Source organism: Proteus sp. G2626 (genome assembly GCF_009915985.1).
In the GTDB taxonomy this organism is placed as follows: domain Bacteria; phylum Pseudomonadota; class Gammaproteobacteria; order Enterobacterales; family Enterobacteriaceae; genus Proteus; species Proteus vulgaris.
The window spans coordinates 366019-387023 of record NZ_JAABNH010000009.1; the positions used below are offsets into that span (position 1 = coordinate 366019).

General features: G+C 39.6%; 15 protein-coding genes. 7 read left to right on the plus strand and 8 right to left on the minus strand.

Features of this window, described 5'->3' with window-relative positions; genetic code table 11:
* Nucleotides 1–8: 8 nt before the first annotated feature.
* Nucleotides 9–899, plus strand: a complete 891-nt coding sequence (locus tag GWJ05_RS06005) for an AraC family transcriptional regulator (protein WP_036933040.1) — start codon at nt 9–11, stop codon at nt 897–899.
* A gap of 2 nt (nt 900–901) precedes the next feature.
* Here GWJ05_RS06005 and mtgA read toward each other — a convergent pair whose 3' ends face one another.
* The 3 genes from mtgA to arcB form a co-directional block, all read right to left on the minus strand.
* Nucleotides 902–1603: a monofunctional biosynthetic peptidoglycan transglycosylase gene (gene mtgA / locus GWJ05_RS06010; protein ID WP_103005009.1), complete on the minus strand. Its 702-nt coding sequence runs from the start codon at nt 1601–1603 to the stop codon at nt 902–904.
* A gap of 20 nt (nt 1604–1623) precedes the next feature.
* Complete coding sequence (gene elbB / locus GWJ05_RS06015) at nt 1624–2274, minus strand: isoprenoid biosynthesis glyoxalase ElbB (protein ID WP_036938690.1); 651 nt, start codon at nt 2272–2274, stop codon at nt 1624–1626.
* A 237-nt stretch (nt 2275–2511) separates the two neighbouring features.
* On the minus strand, nt 2512–4848 hold the full coding sequence (arcB, locus tag GWJ05_RS06020; protein ID WP_036933043.1) for an aerobic respiration two-component sensor histidine kinase ArcB: 2337 nt from the start codon (nt 4846–4848) through the stop codon (nt 2512–2514).
* A 672-nt stretch (nt 4849–5520) separates the two neighbouring features.
* Between arcB and gltB the strand changes: the two genes are divergently transcribed.
* The 4 genes from gltB (at nt 5521) to GWJ05_RS06040 (ending at nt 14451) form a co-directional block, all read left to right on the plus strand.
* Complete coding sequence (gene gltB, locus GWJ05_RS06025) at nt 5521–9981, plus strand: glutamate synthase large subunit (RefSeq protein WP_036933044.1); 4461 nt, start codon at nt 5521–5523, stop codon at nt 9979–9981.
* Between the two features lie 9 nt (nt 9982–9990).
* Nucleotides 9991–11388: an FAD-dependent oxidoreductase gene (locus tag GWJ05_RS06030; protein WP_036933045.1), complete on the plus strand. Its 1398-nt coding sequence runs from the start codon at nt 9991–9993 to the stop codon at nt 11386–11388.
* Nucleotides 11389–11893: 505 nt separating this feature from the next.
* Nucleotides 11894–13168, plus strand: coding sequence for a C4-dicarboxylate transporter DcuC (gene dcuC / locus GWJ05_RS06035; protein ID WP_161681177.1), 1275 nt, complete (start codon nt 11894–11896; stop codon nt 13166–13168).
* Between the two features lie 14 nt (nt 13169–13182).
* Nucleotides 13183–14451, plus strand: a complete 1269-nt coding sequence (locus tag GWJ05_RS06040) for an amidohydrolase (RefSeq protein ID WP_036933047.1) — start codon at nt 13183–13185, stop codon at nt 14449–14451.
* Between the two features lie 116 nt (nt 14452–14567).
* Here the strand turns inward: GWJ05_RS06040 and sspB are convergent, their stop codons facing one another.
* From sspB to zapE, 5 genes are all read right to left on the minus strand, one after another.
* Entirely contained in the window at nt 14568–15077 is a 510-nt protein-coding gene (sspB, locus tag GWJ05_RS06045; protein WP_036933048.1) for a ClpXP protease specificity-enhancing factor, read from the minus strand.
* Between the two features lie 6 nt (nt 15078–15083).
* Nucleotides 15084–15725: a stringent starvation protein SspA gene (gene sspA / locus GWJ05_RS06050; RefSeq protein ID WP_023582862.1), complete on the minus strand. Its 642-nt coding sequence runs from the start codon at nt 15723–15725 to the stop codon at nt 15084–15086.
* A 656-nt stretch (nt 15726–16381) separates the two neighbouring features.
* Complete coding sequence (rpsI, locus tag GWJ05_RS06055) at nt 16382–16774, minus strand: 30S ribosomal protein S9 (protein ID WP_004245284.1); 393 nt, start codon at nt 16772–16774, stop codon at nt 16382–16384.
* 15 nt (nt 16775–16789) lie between these two features.
* Entirely contained in the window at nt 16790–17218 is a 429-nt protein-coding gene (rplM, locus tag GWJ05_RS06060) for a 50S ribosomal protein L13 (RefSeq protein WP_006535327.1), read from the minus strand.
* A 433-nt stretch (nt 17219–17651) separates the two neighbouring features.
* Nucleotides 17652–18767 (minus strand): cell division protein ZapE, encoded by a 1116-nt coding sequence (zapE, locus tag GWJ05_RS06065; RefSeq protein ID WP_036933051.1) that lies wholly within the window; start codon nt 18765–18767, stop codon nt 17652–17654.
* Nucleotides 18768–18970: 203 nt separating this feature from the next.
* Here zapE and zapG point away from each other — a divergent pair, with 203 nt between their 5' ends.
* Both zapG and degQ read left to right on the plus strand, forming a co-directional pair.
* Complete coding sequence (gene zapG / locus GWJ05_RS06070; RefSeq protein WP_036933053.1) at nt 18971–19375, plus strand: Z-ring associated protein ZapG; 405 nt, start codon at nt 18971–18973, stop codon at nt 19373–19375.
* 230 nt (nt 19376–19605) lie between these two features.
* Nucleotides 19606–20997 carry a serine endoprotease DegQ gene (gene degQ, locus GWJ05_RS06075; protein ID WP_036933055.1) on the plus strand — a complete coding sequence of 464 codons (1392 nt, stop codon included), beginning with the start codon at nt 19606–19608 and terminating at the stop codon, nt 20995–20997.
* Nucleotides 20998–21005 lie beyond the last annotated feature (8 nt).

Sequence of the window (21005 nt, forward strand, 5' to 3'; positions counted from 1 at the left end):
TGGAGATTATGGAATACAAACACATTCTATCCTCTAACCAAATGTCTTTAAAAACGTTTTACATCGAAAACCCGATGATAGCGATGGTTAGTGGCGCAAAAGGGACAATTTGCATCAATGGTCAAACTATTGATGTATCAACCCACTTAACACTTATTATTCCCAAATATAGCCAGGTTTCTTGTGATATTGTTAACCAATTCACGCATAAATCGATTGAGCTACATACGCTCGTTTTATGCGAAACAGAACTTCAATCTGTCTTTTCTTTACTAAAGCCTTTAATTAAATCTAGCTCTCCGCTAACAAGCCATCTTCCGGCTTATCATTTATCTACGCCCGAAGTGATAAAGAGTAACTTCAGCATACTCAAACAGTGTCTACCATTACCACACGGCTCCCCATCCCAAGAAACCATGTTTATGCAACAGTGCCTATTTTTTATTTTGATGGCGGTGTATCAAGAAGGTGTCGATATTTTAAACATCTTCCGATTTAATTATGATGAACCTAAAAATCAGGCAATTACACATTTAATCACACAAGATCCACAACGAAAATGGCATTTAGACGATGTAGCAAAAACGCTCTTTACCACCCCATCAACACTGCGTCGGCACTTAAATAAAGAAGGGGTTTCATTTTGCCAATTATTATTAGATGTCCGAATGGGGATTGCCTTAAATTATCTGACATTTTCTAACTATTCTGTCTTTCAAATCAGTCATCGTTGTGGTTTTGGTAGTAACGCCTATTTTTGCGATGCGTTTAAACGTAAATACGGTATCACGCCATCACAATTTCGTATTCAGTCTCGTCAAGCTAATGATCCTTCCGCGATAACAAAACTGTCAGAAAAAATTGCAGAGCCCGATAAAAAAATATTTCAAACTTTATAAAGTTATGACAAATTATTTTTCTTTAAAAAGGTGACACCGCCTAATAATCGCATTTGATTTAAGATCCACTGTTGCCGTTTTAAAACATAAGCTGAAGGTTTATTAACGTGATAGATGTGTGGATTAGGTAAAACGGCGGCTAATAGTGCCGCTTCTTGTTGGGTAAGTTGTTTGGCTGGCTTTCTGAAATAATGTTGAGAGGCCTGTTCTACACCGAAAATCCCATCTCCAAACTCAACAATATTTAGATATACCGTTAAAATACGTTTTTTTGACCAGATAAGTTCGACAACTGGCGTCATACCTGTTTCAAACCCTTTTCTTATCCAACTACGACCATCCCATAAAAAGAGATTTTTGACTGTTTGTTGCGAAATTGTCGATGCACCTCGTAATGTTTTTCCACTGTTATGGCTTCTTTTGAAAACTTTCTCAATGGCATCAAAATCGAAGCCCCAATGTTTGGGGAAATTTTGATCTTCAGAAGCAATAACTGCCAAGTACATCGCGGGCGCTATCTCTTTTTCTCCCACCCAAGTGGAATGAGACACATAAGAGAAATCAAACTCACTCCAAGCAGAAAGTTGTCTTTGAACCATAACAGCAGAAAAAGGTACGGGTAAAAAAGAAAACAGCACAACTATTAACAGCCATAAAGCAATTAGGATAATTAATAGTTTCTTTAACTTTCTCACCAGTACCATCTGCTGTTTTCACCTACCAATTATGCCATTTCAAGGACTTTCTTAACTAATTTATCAATACCTATCTGCGCTTGTGCGATAGATTGTGCAAGCATATATGCAGGAGTGGTTACTACTCGATATTCTTCATCAACAACAATGTCATCAACAGGGCAATCTATATGAACTCCGCCCATCTTTTCAATGGCACTTGCCGTTTCTACGTCATTTCCAATTGTTAATTTAATTGGAGCATTTAACATTTTTGGTAACATAACGGGAGCAATGCATATTAACCCTAATGGTTTTTTCTGTTGATGCATCGCTTGAACAAATCTTAAGAGATCTTTGTTAATTTCACACTCAGTTCCTTTTGTTGCAAAATTACACAAATTCTTCGCTGCACCAAAACCACCAGGAATAATGACTGCATCGAAGTTTTCGGCCCTTGCTTCTGATAAAGGGGATATTTTTCCACGAGAAATACGTGAAGATTCTTCCATCATATTTCTTTTTTCTGATTTTTCTTCACCTGTAATATGATTAATTACAGTTGGTTGAAAATCATTAGGTGAGAAATAATGAACTTCAGCATTATTTTGGCTTAAAGTGAGCATTGTGAGCACTGATTCATGGATTTCACTCCCATCGAACACGCCACAGCCACTTAAAATTACCGCAATTGATTTCATATCTTTCTCCATTTGTAGTAGATTACTAGTTACCCATTTATAGGTGTAAACACCAATCGCCATCACATATTTAAATGTTTCTTGTAACAAAAAAACTTATCTTTGCTATTTTGTTGCTTGTATGATGTATGGAATAGTTTCATCCTATTCGCCTATGTAATGAGAATCAAAAAAAGCGGATAGAAAAGTTTCCCTGGTGTTGGCGCAGTATTCGCGCACCCCAACCTTCGGTTGGGGTTATTTTTTTCTAGCGTCTGCCAACCAGTTTCTTAAACTTTCCACATCCTTTCTCCAATCCTTCCCTAGCTCATCTACCCATTCTTGCACATTGTCCCACCAAGCAGGTAATTCAGGTGATTGGATCTGTTTGGCAAGTTGCTGTAAATGTTTTAAACCAATAGAACCTGCAGCGCCCTTGATTTTATGTCCTTCCTCAGTGATGCCCTTCTGATCACGTGCAGTCATGTTAGATTCAAGGACAGACATATAACTTGGCATCATCTTTTCAAAAACATCTAAACCATCAGTGATTAATTGAGGTCCGACAAGTTCGATGTATTGATTCAGCATATCTATATCTAATAACTCTTCATTTTTATTCAACAATTCCGATGACTCATTACATGGCACAGAAACCGCCCCATCCCCCCAGAATTTGTTGATAATTGCGGTAAGCGCATCCACAGAAAGTGGTTTACTCAGCACGTCATTCATTCCCGCATCTAAGTACTCTTTTTTATCTTTTAACACATTGGCCGTTAATGCAATCAATGGCGGAAGTTCATTACTGTCGAATTCTTGGCGCAGTTTCCTTGAAATATCAAACCCTGTCATATCAGGCAATTGAATATCTAATAGCACTAAGTCGTACTCATCAGGCTTAAACATCGATAATGCTTCTTGCCCTGTCATCGCCACATCAACGGTATTACCTAGTTTTTCTAAAACCGAGCAGGCAACAATGACGTTAAGCTCAATATCTTCAACAAGCAGAATATTTAACGCTGGCAATAAGAATTCATCATCATTCTCAATATCAAGATGCTCCTCAATCGCAGGAGCGACAATAGAGAGCGTGAAGACAGATCCCTTACCTAACTCACTCTCTACATGAATATCTCCGCCCATATGCTGTGCTAGGCGTTTTGAAACGGCAAGTCCAATACCGGTCCCCGTTGCAGAGCGTCCACCTTGGCTATCATTGACTTGATAGTACATTGCGAAAATCTTCTCAAGCTCACTTTTAGGGATACCAATGCCACTGTCTTTGACTTCGAAGAACAACTTATCAGGAGCTTCTTGCCAAATGCGAACTTTGATTTCACCTTCTTGCGTAAATTTCACAGCATTACCAATGAGATTCCACAAGATCTGGCGTAATCGAGTTCCGTCAGAGGTTATTTTATGCGGTAAGGTTTCTTCCGCTTCGAGTGTGAATTTCAATCCTTTCGGCTGAACTAACAATCCTGAAAGATTTTCTAAATCAGAAATAAACTCTGTGAAGTCGATTGGCTGATTATCTAGCTGGATTTTTCTACGCTCAATCTTATCCATTTCAATCACGTCATTAAAAATATTACCTAACGTAATCGCACTCACATGGATCGTTTTTAAGTAATTGAGTTGTTCTGGAGAAAGCTCGGTATCCAATAAAATACGGCTTAATCCAACGATGCCATTCAGCGGTGTACGCAATTCATGGCTGATTGTTGAGATAAAGGTAGTCTTATCGCGGCTAGCGTTTTCTAACGCGTCTTGATAGCGCTTACGCTCTGTAATGTCACGTCCAAAGCCCATTAAACCATGACGTTTACCTATGCGATCATAAAACGGCACTTTACGTAATTCAAAACACGCTTTTCGCCCATCAGGATAAACTAGCCATTGCTCATAAGTCAGTGAGACATTATGACGAAAGACTTTCTCATCAGTTTCCATCACTTTTATCGCAATATCTTCGTCATACACATCTAATGGTGTTAAACCAATCAGCTGCTTCTCACTTTTTCCTGTGAGTAATTCCGTTGCACGGTTGCATCCTGAAAATTCGTTATCTTCATTACGGTAATAAACTAAATCAGGTGAGGCATCAAGGAATGAACGTAAAAGTGAAGATTGTTGTTCAAGTTCTATTTGCGTCAATTCACGACGTTTCATTTCACTTTTAAGTTTTTCTAAGAGTTCAAGGTGTGCTTTTTCAACTTTTTCACGCTCTTGAATTTCCAAGTTTAATTGCTCAATGTTCTCTTTTAATTGAGAATTAAGCTCTAAATCACGCTGTCGCATTACACCGAGTTTATCCACCATACGAGATAAGCGACGCCGTGATTCTTCCAGTTGTTCAACCACAACAGAAAGAAAATAGACAGCCCAAGGCGTAATAATCAGCCCAAAGAAAATAGAGCGAACAAGATCAATACTGGTAACATCACCTGCAAGCAAGAATGTTACCGCCATTTGAACAACCATCGCTAAAACAACTAATGCAGAAGCTAACAACAATGAGAAGCGGATAAGCCCCAGCCTCATCATTAAGTCAACGTAGTATTGGGCAAGCCCTTTGAGCAATTTCATTGAAAACTCCAATATATTGAATCCATGGAATGATAACCCAAAAATGATTGGCGCAGTGGCGAACATTCAGAAATCTAATTAAGAGAGGTTATTTTTCATTATTTTGTTTGATTTAACTGCTTATTTTCTCTCAACGAGTCTATCCGAGATATATGCATACATAAAAATAATGCCAAACTAAGTCATATAAACGATAGCGAGATCAACGATAAATAGACCTTATTAGAAAAAATTCAATTTGTCTTTTTTTATACAAAATGTATAAAAACAATAAAAATCTAAAATTAATACATTCATCAGAATAACTCACTACTCGTTTTTATCATTAAAGGATGAGATAAAGCTAAATCACTCAAATAAAGTGATATAGCTCACATTAAAAAATCACTCTCACACTATTTTAAAATAGAATAATTTAGTTATTAATCAATATTTTAAAATAAAATTTTTCTTATCTCTCTTATCTTAGCCAAATATCCTCACACATTGACCTGATTTTTATTTATCGATAAGTTGAAAAGGCATTGCGTAGCAATATAAAAAACACACCAAGCTAGGCAAACACAACATCACCCGACTGAGTACCCATAAATTTATCTACATACTTTGAGCCGAAACGTTCCTTTTGCGCTCTTTTTTGAGGTGCCCAGCAAACTAAGTAGGAAGCAAAAAATGCTCTATCAAAAGACTCAGGAAAAAGATAATTGTGGGTTTGGATTAATCGCACATATTGAAGGGCAAGCCAGCCATAAGATTGTCAGAAATGCCATTCATGGTCTCGCCAGAATGCAACATCGGGGGGCTATTCTGTCTGATGGTAAGACGGGCGATGGTTGCGGTTTACTCTTACAAAAACCAGAGCGTTTTTTTCAATTAATTGCACAAGAAAAAGGCTGGCATTTAGCAAAAAACTATGCTGTGGGGATGCTATTCTTAAGCCAAGACACCAATATTGCCACGCAATGTCGTCTCATCGTTGAAGAAGAGCTACAACGCGAGACACTTTCCATTGTCGGCTGGCGTAAAGTCCCTATTAATACCGATATTTTAGGAAGTATTGCCTTTTCTTCTCTTCCTTTAATTGAACAAGTCTTTGTTAATGCCCCTGCAGGTTGGCGAATAAGTGATATTGAAAGACGGCTTTTTGTTGCCCGTAGACGAATTGAAAAACGTATTACTGACAGTGATTTTTATATTTGTAGTCTTTCTAATTTAGTTACTGTTTATAAAGGCCTCTGTATGGCCATCGATTTACCGCGCTTTTTTACCGACCTTGCTGATCTACGCATGGAATCTTCAATTTGTTTATTCCACCAGCGTTTTTCCACCAACACTACACCAAGATGGCCACTCGCCCAACCTTTTCGTTATTTAGCACATAATGGTGAAATTAATACCATTACAGGAAATCGCCAATGGGCCAAAGCTCGCGCCTATAAATTCCATACTCCGCTTATTCCTGATTTACAAGACGCGGCCCCTTTTGTGAATGAGAGTGGCTCTGATTCAAGCTCACTCGATAATATGCTGGAGCTATTTCTTAATGGCGGTATGGATATTGTTCGTGCCATGCGCTTATTAGTCCCACCAGCATGGCAAAATAATCCTCAAATGGATGATGATTTGCGGGCATTTTTTGATTTTAACTCAATGCACATGGAGCCTTGGGATGGCCCAGCAGGTATTGTGTTATCGGACGGTCGCTATGCGGCTTGTACTCTTGATAGAAACGGATTACGCCCTGCTCGCTATGTTATCACTACGGATAACATTATCACCTGTGCTTCTGAAATTGGTATTTGGGATTATCAAGCTGATGAAGTGTTAGAAAAAGGACGTGTTGGCCCCGGCGAATTAATGGTAATTGATACTCATCATGGGCGTATTTTACACTCAGCTGAAACCGATGAAGATTTAAAAAGACGCCATCCTTATAAATTGTGGCTTGAACGTAACGTGAAACGTTTAACGCCATTTGAAGAGTTACCAGAACAACAAGCTACAGGACAACGTGCCTTTGATGACACATTATTAGCAACTTATCAAAAACAATTTGCCTATAGCCAAGAAGAACTTGAAAGTATTTTGCATGTCCTTGCAGAAAATGGACAGGAAGCCACTGGATCAATGGGCGATGACACCCCATTTGCAGTATTATCTCAACGCCCACGCCTTATTTACGACTATTTTAGACAAAAATTTGCACAAGTTACCAATCCACCAATAGACCCATTAAGAGAAGCACATGTCATGTCTTTAGCAACCTGCATTGGGCGTGAAATGAATGTGTTTTGCGAAGCTGAAGGCCAGGCTCATCGACTCAGTTTTAAATCGCCTATTTTGCTTTATAGCGATTTTCAACAACTTATTAATCAAGAAAGCCTTTATTACCAAGCTATTCATCTTGATATCACATATCAACCAACAGGATCTAACCTAGAAACAGCCTTACATCAATTATGTGTAAAAGCACAACAGGAAGTCCGCAACGGTGCTGTTTTACTAATTTTATCAGACAGAAATATTACTAAAGAGCGATTACCTATTCCTGCACCTATGGCTGTCGGTGCCGTACAAAAAGCGTTGGTAGATAATAATTTACGTTGTGATGCCAATATTATTGTTGAAACAGCCAGTGCCCGTGATCCTCACCATTTCGCCGTCCTACTCGGATTTGGTGCGACGGCCATTTATCCTTACCTTGCTTATGAATCTTTAGCACAACGTGTTGATAAAAAAATCCTCCAAGGCACTTATGCTCAAATGATGCTGAACTATCGCAACGGTATAAATAAAGGCCTGTATAAAATCATGTCTAAAATGGGTATTTCAACCATTGCCTCTTATCGTTGTTCTCAGCTTTTTGAAGCCGTCGGATTAAACGATAACGTTGTCGATTTGTGTTTTTCAGGTGTTGATAATCGGATCAATGGTGCTGACTTTAGTGATTTTGAGCATGACTTATTTAATCTATCAAAACGAGCTTGGCTAACCCGCTATCCTTTAGAAACTGGCGGGCTATTGAAATATGCACATAAAGGTGAATACCATGCCTATAATCCTGATGTCGTTCAAGCTTTACAAAAAGCAGTAAATAGCGGGGAATATGCAGACTATCAGCATTATGCAAGCCTCGTGCAACAACGCCCAATAACAACATTGCGCGATATGTTAGTACTCAATAACAAGACAACAGCAATCTCAATTGAAGAAGTTGAATCTGAAACCGAATTATTTAAACGCTTTGATACTGCGGCGATGTCAATTGGCGCATTAAGTCAAGAAGCTCATGAAGCCCTTGCACAAGCTATGAATACCTTAGGTGGTTTTTCAAATTCAGGGGAAGGTGGTGAAGATCCGGCACGTTACGGCACCAATAAAGTCTCACGGATCAAACAAATTGCTTCTGGTCGCTTTGGTGTGACCCCCTCTTATTTAATGAGTGCTGATGTTTTACAAATCAAAGTGGCACAAGGAGCAAAACCCGGCGAAGGCGGACAACTTCCTGGCGATAAAGTCACACCTTATATTGCGCAACTGCGTTATGCTGTACCCGGTGTCACCCTAATATCACCGCCACCTCATCACGATATCTACTCTATTGAAGATTTAGCACAGCTTATTTTCGACTTAAAACAGATCAATCCAACCGCACTGATTTCTGTAAAATTAGTTTCAGAACCGGGTGTCGGCACTATTGCCACAGGTGTAGCTAAAGCCTACGCTGATTTGATCACTATTGCAGGTTACGATGGAGGGACAGGAGCAAGCCCATTAACTTCGGTAAAATATGCAGGAAGCCCGTGGGAATTAGGCTTAGTTGAAACTCAACAAGCGCTAGTATCAAACAATCTGCGCCATAAAATTCGTTTACAAATCGATGGTGGATTAAAAACGGGTTTAGATATTATTAAAGCAGCGATTTTAGGCGCAGAGAGTTTTGGATTTGGTACAGGTCCAATGGTGGCATTAGGTTGTAAATATCTGCGTATTTGCCATTTAAATAATTGTGCAATGGGTGTTGCAACCCAAGACGAAACGTTGCGTCGTAATCATTATCACGGATTACCAGAACGTGTTATTAACTACTTCCGTTTTATTGCGCAAGAAACCCGTGAATTAATGGCGCTACTCGGCGTCCGAAAAATAACTGATTTAATCGGTCGCACTGATTTACTTGCTTGCTTAGACGGGGTGACGAGTAAACAGCAAAAACTCGCTTTAGGTAGATTGTTAGAAACGGTAATGTCGCCATCAGGTCACGCACTTTATTGTCAGGAAAATAATAATACTTATGATAAAGGTGAGCTAAATCAGCAAATTGTTGCTCAAGCCAACGATGCTATTGAACAGCAAAAAAGCCAAACATACTATTTTGATATTCGCAATACAGACCGCTCTGTGGGAGCAACATTATCAGGAATTATCGCAAAAAAATATGGTGAAAGCGGTTTATCTGCAACACCTATAAAACTTAATTTTACAGGTACAGCAGGGCAAAGCTTTGGTGTCTGGAATGCTCAAGGCATTGAATTAAACTTAGTGGGTGATGCTAACGATTATGTGGGCAAAGGCATGGCTGGAGGCCGTATTGTAATTTCACCTCCGGTTGGTTCTGCATTTAAAAATCATCACGCAACCATTATGGGAAATACCTGCCTTTATGGCGCAACTGGTGGAAAACTTTATGCATCGGGCTTGGCTGGGGAGCGTTTTGCGGTGAGAAACTCAGGCGCGATTGCTGTTGTTGAAGGTGTTGGTGATAACGGTTGCGAATATATGACTGGCGGTATTGTCTGCGTTCTGGGTAAAACAGGGATTAACTTTGGTGCAGGAATGACTGGAGGATTTGCTTATCTATTAGATGAAGATCTCACGTTATCCCAACGGATCAACACGTCATCGATTGAGCTACTTCCTGTTGCATCCTTTGCCATTCTCGCTGAACATCTACGTGGCATGATTGCAGAACATGTCAGACTCACAGGATCACAGCAAGGTGAACGATTACTTTCACAATGGGAATATTGGTCACAACACTTTAAATTAGTTAAGCCAAAATCCAGTGATGTCAATGCGTTACTCGGTCACCCTCGTCGTTCATCCGCTGAATTACGCGTTCAGGCACAATAGGAGAATATTATGAGTCAGAATGTGTATCAGTTTATCGACTTAAATCGTGTTGAGCCGACCAAAAAACCATTAGCTATTCGCAAAATCGAATTTGTTGAAATCTATGAGGCCTTTTCACCGCAACAAGCCTCCGCACAAGCTGATCGCTGTTTAGGGTGTGGCAATCCTTATTGTGAATGGAAATGCCCAGTTCATAATTACATCCCTAACTGGCTAAAGCTAGCAAATGAAGGGCGCATAATTGAAGCGGCTGAACTTTCTCACCAAACGAATAGTTTGCCTGAAATTTGTGGTCGAGTGTGCCCTCAAGATAGACTTTGTGAAGGCGCCTGTACACTTAATGATGATTTTGGTGCGGTGACGATCGGCAACCTTGAACGTTACATCAATGACACTGCATTAGCCCAAGGATGGCGCCCTGACCTCTCTCAGGTCACAATGACCGATAAAAAAGTCGCAATTATTGGTGCGGGTCCTGCTGGTCTTGCTTGTGCAGATGTTCTTATTCGACAAGGTGTGAAACCCGTTGTTTATGATAAGCATCCAGAAATTGGAGGGTTACTTACTTTTGGGATCCCTTCTTTTAAACTTGAAAAATCACTGATGATCCGACGCCGCGAATTATTTAGTGAAATGGGTATCGAGTTTTGCCTCAATACGGAAATAGGCAAAGATGTCTCCCTAAATACCCTAATAACACAATATGACGCGGTATTTCTTGGATTGGGCACATATCACAGTTTAAGTGGTCATTTTCCTAATGAAAATGCTAATGGTGTTTATAGCGCACTACCTTATTTAATTGGGAATACACGTTATTTAATGGGTTATGATGAAGATCCTCAAACACCTTATATCGACCTTAAAAATAAAAATGTGGTGATATTAGGAGGAGGTGATACCGCAATGGATTGTGTCCGCACGGCCATTCGACAAGGAGCAAATAAAGTAACGTGTGTGTATCGCCGTGATGAAAGCAATATGCCGGGTTCAAAACGTGAAGTAAAAAATGCCAAAGAAGAAGGGGGGGAATTTTTATTTAACCTTCAACCTCTCGATATTACCGTCGATAATCAAAATAAAGTGGTCGGTATTCGCGTTATTAAAACCCAAAATGATAAAACATTAATTCCTATTGAAGGCAGTGAGCATGAATTGCCTGCCGATGCTGTGATCCTCGCATTTGGCTTTAAACCTGCGCATTATCCGTGGTTAGATGAAAATAATATTGAATATACATCTTCAGGCAGAATTATTATTTCAGATAATCAAGAAATACCAAATCAAACAACAAATCCTAAAGTATTTGCAGGAGGAGACATTGTTCGAGGCTCTGATCTTGTTGTAACAGCAATAGCCGAAGGAAGAGAGGCGGCAGAAGGTATTTTGCAGTATTTATCCTGTTAAATATCATTTGTTTTTGATAATTAAAATAACAATTTCTCTTGTTAATTATCCCATTTAATTTAAGTGGGATAATTTTCTTAATATTTTATTTCCATAAATAACATTTAATGATCATCAAGATATCTCATTAAAAAATCATTCTCATTACCATTTAATATAAAATGATTGAATAATATTTTGATGAAAAGAAATATTCTTTTTGTATCAAAATAACACTCTTAACCTATAGTAAATATAATTTGTTTTCGTATTTTTTACTTTATCTCTTTTTATTTAACTTTTACGTCATCTTTTCATGGGAATGGTTTTACAGCATTTGTTAATAACATCACAGTCTAAAAAAATAGATTTTATTTCGACTATTAAATTTGATAACAATCAAATATTGTCAATCTACCAACTTCATAATGGAGTCACCTAATAACTTTACAGAAAAATATAATTTATTGATGTTAGGTTCGTTTTCACAATTAATAATATTGTCATAATTAACTAGGGGATCACTATGGTGATGCAACTGATAGCAGTAGCCGTTATTATTGTAACTGTCTATTTGCTAATAAAAAAATATGAAACCCGAATGGTGCTAATTGGTGCCGGCTTATTACTCTGTATTTTAAGTCTGAGCCCATTAGATGCGCTTACCGCATTTAGCGAGCGCATGGTGTCTTCATCATTAATTCAAGCAATCTGTTCGAGTATGGGTTTTGCTTATGTTATGAAATATACCAAATGCGATATGCATCTGGTTCATGTTTTATCAAAAGTAATGACTCGTCTGGGCTTCTTCCTTATTCCAGCCACTGTTGTCGTAACATACTTTATTAATATCGCAATCCCATCAGCAGCAGGTTGTGCGGCTGCGGTAGGTGCAACACTCATTCCATTATTAATCGCAGCACGTATTCACCCGGCTATCGCTGGTGGTGCAGTGTTATGTGGTACTATCGGTTCAATGTTAAGCCCAGGTATGTCGCATAATGCCTTCGTTGCTAACATGGCAAATATGGAAGTGGTTGATTTAATCGCTCGCCATAGCCCATACAGCTTAATGGCTGGTGGTATTGCTGCGGTTTCACTCGCGGTTGTTGCTTTAGTGAAAAAAGAGTTCAAAATAGCTTCTGTTGCCAGTGATACGTCTTCTTCATCAGCACAAGCAACACCAGAAGCTATTCGCCCTAACTATTTATACGCAACAGCACCTTTTATTCCATTAATCCTGTTAGTTCTGCCATTCTTTGAAACATTTAGCACTTTCAAATTGTCAGTACCTGCAGCAATGTTAATCGGTTCTATCTATGCCCTGTTCATCACATTAACTAACCCGGCTCAAATTACAAAAGAGTTCTTTAAAGGTATGGGTAATGCTTATGGTGATGTATTAGGTATCATCATTGCAGCTGCAGTATTCGCAGCTGGTCTGAAAGCATCTGGTTTAATCGACGCGTTCATCAACTTCTTAACTCATTCTCCTGAATTTGCTCGCTGGGGTGGTACTTTAGGGCCATTCTTAATGGGTATTATCACAGGCTCTGGTGACGCAGCAGCATTCGCATTCAACGAAACAGTAACACCTCATGCTGCACAATTCGGTTATGAAATCCCTGATATGGGTATGGCAGCGGCATTATCTGGCGCGTTAGGTCGTACTATGTCACCACTGGCAGGTGCGGCGATTGTTTGTGCTGGCCTTGCAAACATTAACCCTATGGAAATCGCAAAACGTACTGCACCAGGCATGATTATCGCAGTCATCGCTGTTGCGTTATTCATGTTATAAGTGGAGAAATGAATATGTCAGCAATTACACTTGAAAAATTAATAAAATGGCGTCGTGAGTTTCATCAATACCCAGAAATTGGTTGGTCAGAATTTTTAACTACAGCAAAAATCGTCAAAGAATTACGTAGTTTAGGTTTAGATGTTAAAGTTGGCCCTGATGTTATCAACCAAGAGTTCGCGTTTGGTCGTCGTCGCCAAGTCGTTGAGAAAGGTTTAGCCGTTGCAAGAGAGCATAAAGTTGATGAAGCTCTGCTTGATGAAATGAAAGAACTAACAGGTTGTGTCGCTATCTTTGACAGTGGTAAAGCAGGCCCAACCGTAGCACTTCGTTTTGATATTGACTGTGTGGGTGTTAACGAAGCAACAGAAACTAAACACCGCCCTCATGCTGAGAACTTTGCTTCTTGTCACGCGGGTGAAATGCACGCTTGTGGCCATGACGGACACATTTCTATCGGTTTAGGTGTAGCTCACTGGCTTGTTGAGAATAAAGATAAAGTCGTTGGTAAAGTTAAAATCTTATTCCAACCAGCAGAAGAAGGTGTTCGTGGTGCTCGTGCGATGGCGGAAAGTGGTATCGCTGATGATGCGGATTACTTCTTAGGTGCCCACTTAGGCTTTATTGCAAACAGTGGCGAAATCGTGATTAACCCTACACATTTCTTGTGTACCACAAAATATGACTTCCGTTTTAAAGGTGCGCCATCTCACGCAGGGGCAGAGCCTGAACTTGGTCGTAATGCATTAGCGGGTGCTTGCCATGCAGCAACACAAATGCTGGGGATTTCTCGCCATGGGAAAGGGATGTCACGTATCAACATCGGTGTATTAAAAGCCGGTGAAGGCCGTAACGTCACCCCGGCTAATGCCGAAATGCAAATCGAAGTTCGTGGTGAAAATGAAGAGATCAACAGCTTTATGGCTGCCAATGCAGTACGTATGGCTGAAGGTGCAGCGCATAGCTTCCAGTTAGAAATGGAAAGCGAAATTATGGGTGAAGCCGTTGACCTAACAAATGACCAAGAACTGATTGATGTCATGACTAAAGTCGTTGGTAAACATCCTGAATTAACAGCTGTTGCCACTCGCCCGTTTGGGGGAAGTGAAGATGCGACTGTATTAGCAAAACGCGTGCAACGTTGTGGTGGTAAATCACTATACTTCGTTGTTGGTGCTGATAGAACGGCAGGTCACCACCAAGCAGGCTTTGATTTCGATGAAAAACAATTAATGACTGCCGTTAATCTTTATACTGGTTGTTTAGAAGAACTACTGAAATAACGTTTATTCAATGAGATATTCAAACGCCCTATAGTAATATAGGGCGTTTTTTTATACATAAAAAAAGCTCAGTTTACTTGAACTGAGCTTTTTATTGTTATTGATAAAATAATCGCTTATTTCACAACACGCAATGCTGGACGGCCTGTTGGGCGAGGTGGCTCAGGATCATCATCCGGTGAAGATATATCAGTTTCTACTGTTTCATCAGTGACGAGTGATAAGCCTTCATTAACTGGCGTTAAAGTACGTTCTTCACTTTCATCTTCAGCAAATTGCAATGATGCACCAGATTCATAAGCTGGCTCTGGCTCAAACATCATTCCCGCGCCGTTTTCTCTCGCATAAATAGCCATAACAGCAGCCATTGGCACTCGCACTTTACGAGGTATGCCACCAAAACTTGCACTAAATAAAACCTGATACGGCGTTAACTCTAAGTTATCTACTGCACGAGATGAAATATTTAGTACAATTTGACCATCATGCGCATATTCCATTGGAACTTGAACACCTTCAATATTCACATCAACAACTAAATGTGGTGTTAATTCGTTTTCAATGATCCAGTCATAATGCGCACGTAATAAATGCGGACGACGCGGAGACATGTCCATAATCTCCATACTTTATTACCCTCTTGAAGGTAAGCGCATCTCACGCTCTGCTTCGGTTAATGAGGCAAGAAAAGAATCGCGCTCAAAAACACGTTGCATATAAATTTGTACGTCTTTAGCGCCTGCACCACTTAAATCCACGCCTAATACAGGTAAACGCCATAGGAGCGGAGCAAGGTAGCAATCTACTAAGCTGAATTCTTCACTCATAAAGTAAGGATACTCTTTAAATACAGGCGATACAGCCAGTAGCTCTTCAGCCAACTGTTTACGAGCAGCATTGGCTTGTTGTTCTGTTCCTTTCTCGATGGTGTTCATTAAAGAATACCAATCATGCTCGATGCGATGCATCATTAAACGGCTGCTACCACGAGCAACAGGATAAACAGGCATTAAAGGAGGATGAGGGAAGCGTTCATCAAGATATTCCATGATGATGCGTGAATCATACAGAGTCAGCTCACGATCGACCAAAGTCGGCACACTTTGGTAAGGATTCAGATCGATAAGATCCTGTGGAAGATTACCAGCTTCAACCTGTTCAATTTCAACACTGACACCTTTCTCCGCTAGGACAATTCTGACCTGATGGCTGAAAATATCAGTCGGACCGGAAAACAAAGTCATTACCGAACGTTTGTTGGCAGCGACAGCCATGAAAACCTCCAAGTTAATCAATTAAAGAAATGAATTGGCACAATGCCTTTTCCATTTCCCCATTCCTAAAAGACAAGCACACAAACGCAGTAAACCTAAATAAACATTTAAGTTATTAACTGCATTGGGCAACTACCTGTATAACAGTGTTATCGTGGGATAATCATATTTTACAGGGTTAAAAACTCACCTGTCTTTGCGGCACATATCATTATCAAGTAATACCAAAATAATCATTCAACAATCATCATTGTCATAATAATTTTGGTATGGCTTTCAAATTAATCACGGGCATTACTATCAATACACCCATTGACAACATAATGAAATAATAGAAAGAAAGACACCAAAGCTCGCTATTCTATCAGAATTCATGTTACTTAGGGGGGCTAATGCAAATAATTCAAAACAATATGCCATGATACCTTAAAAGTAAGATTATAATATCAAAAAATAAAATAATTTAGCGATAATATCTAAAAAATAGATTTTTTAATACTGTCAGTATCTTATATAAAACCTGTTTTATGAGTATTTGCATCATGCATTAATAACATTATGTTTTTACTATTAATAAACATAAATCAGCCAAAAATAAAAAACCCGCCTGTGAAGACGGGTTTTCAACATCAAATTGATATCTAAAAGATAACAAATTAACGTTTAGAGAACTGTGGACGACGACGTGCTTTACGCAGACCCACTTTCTTACGTTCAACAGAACGCGCATCACGGGTAACGAAACCAGCTTTACGCAGATCAGAACGTAGAGTCTCATCATATTCCATCAGTGCACGAGTGATACCGTGACGGATCGCGCCAGCTTGACCAGAAATACCACCACCTTTAACAGTGATGTATAAATCTAATTTACCCAGCATATCAACTAATTCCAGCGGTTGACGAACAACCATACGTGCTGTTTCGCGGCCGAAGTAAACTTCTAGGCTACGTTTGTTGATTACGATATTACCGCTACCTGGCTTAATGAAGACACGTGCGGAAGAACTTTTGCGGCGACCTGTGCCGTAGTATTGATTATCAGCCATTGCCTATTATCCCGATTAAATGTCCAGAACTTGCGGTTGTTGTGCCGCGTGGTTGTGCTCAGATCCTGCGTAAACTTTCAGTTTACGATACATCGCACGACCCAGTGGCCCTTTTGGCAGCATGCCTTTTACCGCGATTTCGATTACACGCTCAGGACTACGGGCGATCATCTCTTCGAAAGTCGCTTGTTTGATACCACCTACGTGACCCGTATGACGGTAATAAACTTTGTCAGTACGTTTGTGACCTGTTACGGCTACTTTCTCAGCGTTTAAAACGATGATGTAGTCACCAGTATCAACGTGCGGAGTGTATTCCGCTTTGTGCTTACCGCGTAAACGGCTAGCAATTTCAGTTGCTAAACGGCCTAAAGTTTTGCCGTCTGCATCAACAACATACCAGTCGCGTTTTACGGTTTCTGGTTTAGCTGTAAAAGTTTTCATTATTGAAAATTACCCAATGTTTAGTTACACGTTGGTGAACGCTCGGTTCAAATACTATTGAGGTTCACACGACTCTTGTGTCCAGCAAACCTACCCCTTCGAGTAGCACTGCTGACTCTAAAATGCGAGTTTTTTGGGAAATAAAAAACTTGCTGCAACGTGGGGTCGCAAGATTATAGAGAAGTCAGAAAAAAAAATCGAGTCATAATTGAAAAACAATTGAATTCTTTTTCAATATTTCAGCGAAAAAAACAAATCTGGCACTTTTTTCTGATTTGACTGATAAATTCTTGCTACCTGAAGAGAAGAATTGTTCCTTTCCAGAGCGTTTGTAAGCTGCCTAATGTTCTTTATTTTCATAGAAAAAATATCAAGCAACTTAACCTGCGCCATCCTATCATAATGAAAGATGACTTTCTTCAAGAATTAAATATTAAGCGAGATGAGGTTGCACTAAATACGCTTCACTTTGCATTTCCTGCAAACGAGAGAGGCAACGCTGATATTCAAATCGTAAAAAATCACCTTGGTAAATTGCATTCATTTCCACATCAGCATTAATAATCAGTTTCACTTTACGTTCATAAAATTCATCAACTAAAGCTAAAAATCGGCGAGCAACATCTTCATTTAATGCATTCATTTGCGTCATTTCATGTAATAAAACGGTGTGATAATGCTGAGAAAGTTCGATGTAATCAAGCTGACTTCGCGCCTCCATACATAAAGTTGCGAAATTAACTGCCAATACACCGTTAGCGACTTTTCTGACCTTCATTGGCCGATGATTAATTGTTAAAATACAATCAGTTTGTGGTTCATTGGTTGCTAAATGCGAAAAAATCCTCTCCATCTCTTGGCGGTTTTTATCACTTAGTGGGAATAAAAAAAGATGTGCTTGCGTTAACGTTCTTAAGCGATAATCGATACCCGCATCAACATTTAAAATATCGCAATGATGTTTAATTTGTTCTATTGCGGGTAAAAAACGAGAACGCTGTAACCCGTTGCGATAAAGCTCATCAGGAGGAATATTCGATGTTGCTACCAGTGTGATGCCTCTAGCAAATAAGGCCTCCAGCAACGTGCCTAAGATCATGGCGTCGGTAATATCAGAAACAAAAAACTCATCAAAACAAAGCACATCCGTTTGTGCTTTAAAACCATCAGCAATAATTTCTAACGGATTTTCCTGTCCTTGTAAGCGTTTTAACTCATCTTGAACGCGTAGCATAAAGCGATGAAAATGGAGTCGTAGTTTTCGCTCTGTCGGTAAACTTTGATAAAACATATCCATCAGCCATGTTTTACCTCGCCCCACACCGCCCCACATATATAAACCACGTTCTGGTGCAGTAACCTGTTTTTTTGTACGAATTCGCCCGAATAATCGCTGTGCTAACGAATTTTTTTCTGGTGGGGTCTCTTTTAATAATGCATGGTATATCTGTTGAAGATGAAGAACCGTTTTTCGCTGAACATCATCAGGTTGATAATCACCTTGCATCAATGCGGCTTCATAAAGTGATAATGGCGTACTAACTGTCATGAATGCCCTCTTATCCTTAATTTTCTGACATACTGATTTGTGTCTGTCGAATGCCCCTATTATAAGCATTAAGAATTGTTTTAACATCAACGTAACACAGGAATTTCATATTAAGCTTAAGGATATTATTCCACCCATGCCTTTTAGCGGTTATGATGTTATAAGAATCCATCGTCCTCACTATTAGATGAAAAGGAGTTGCCATGGTTTGGGTTTATGCACTGATTGGATTAGTTGTAGGTCTTATTATCGGCGCACTCGCAATGCGTTACGGTAACAGTACCCTTCGCCAACAAGATGCTATCAAAGCAGAGTTAGATACAAAAAAAGAAGAATTGGACACTTATCGCAATGAGCTTGTCAGCCACTTTGCTAGAAGCGCTGAACTATTAGATAATATGGCGAGAGATTACCGTCAGCTTTACCAACATATGGCAAAAAGTTCTAATGAGCTTATGCCAGATATGCCCGCTCAAGATAACCCATTTAATTACCGATTAAGTGAATCTGAAGCAGCTAATGATCAATCCCCAATAAAAATGCCACCTCGTGATTACTCCGAAGGAGCATCCGGATTGTTCAGACCTACAGACAAAAAAGATAATTAATATTAAAACGCCACATTTCTTGTGGCGTTTCTCTTTCGATTAAACATCATAAAAAGGCGATTATTTGCTATGGTTTTAAAGATAGCTTTTGTCTTGTAAATCCATGTAAAAGGAAGCAAAGCACATCATGTCTTAATGAACTTTCCTTTGTCAGTACAGGTCTTAGTGACATCGCGCTCATTTTGGGCAATAAATTTTATTTTGATAACTGTATCAAGAGACTCTAATTCATGTTGACTAAAAAAAGAAAATTATTACTTAGTGCATTAGCAATGAGTGTCGGACTTTCACTCTCAACCATCCCAGCCACCAGCATGGCGGCATTACCGGCTGTAATGCCATCAGGAGAGCAACTCCCAAGCCTTGCACCTATGTTAGAAAAAGTGCTACCAGCCGTTGTCAGTGTGCATGTTTCAGGGACACGGGTACAAAACCAACAAGTGCCAGAAGAGTTTAAATTCTTCTTTGGCCCTAATTTTCCATCACAACAACAGAGCATTCGCCCTTTTGAAGGCCTAGGCTCAGGCGTCATTATTGATGCACAAAAAGGTTATGTCTTAACGAATAATCATGTTGTTGAGGGTGCAGATAAAATTCAACTGCAAATTAATGATGGTCGCGAATTTAACGCAAAATTAATTGGGAGCGATCCACAAACAGATATCGCCTTACTGCAAATTGAAAAACCGACCAATTTAACGGCGATCAAAATGGCAGACTCAGACCAATTGCGTGTTGGTGACTTTGCTGTTGCCGTCGGTAACCCATTCGGTTTAGGTCAAACAGCAACATCTGGTATTATTTCCGCCTTAGGCCGTAGTGGCTTAAACCTTGAAGGTTTAGAGAACTTTATTCAAACAGATGCTTCTATCAACCGAGGTAACTCTGGTGGTGCGTTAGTTAACTTAAATGGTGAATTAATCGGAATTAATACAGCCATTCTTGCACCTGGAGGCGGTAATATTGGTATTGGCTTTGCTATCCCTAGTAATATGGCTCGTGATCTTAGCCAACAGCTTATTTCTCATGGCGAAGTTAAACGTGGCATCTTAGGTATTCGCGGTACAGAAATGAATTCTGATTTAGCGAAATCCTTTAATATTGATGCACAACGTGGTGCTTTCGTTAGTGAAGTTTTACCTGACTCCTCCGCAGCAAAAGCAGGTATTAAACCCGGTGACGTTTTAATTTCTGTTGATGGAAAACGAATCAATAGCTTCGCTGAGTTAAGAGCTAAAGTCGGTACAACCCCTCCGGGTAAGGAAATCCTGATTGGCTTAATCCGTCAAGGTAAACCAATGGATGTTAAAGTGACATTAGAGAAACAATCTGCTGATGCAACACGCGCAGACAACTTTTCTCCTGCACTACAAGGTGCCACATTAAGTAATTACTTAAACAAAAAAGTGAAAGCAGTTTCCGTCGATTCGGTAGAAAAAGATTCAGCAGCGGCTGCATCTGGTTTACAGAAAGGCGACCTGATTATTGGTATCAATAACACCCCAATTGCATCATTAGGCGATTTACGTAAAGCCATTGATGCTAAACCTCCCGTTCTGGCATTAAACATTCAGCGTGGTAATGATGAAATTTATCTGCTGTTACGTAATACACCGCGTTAAGAAGTAAG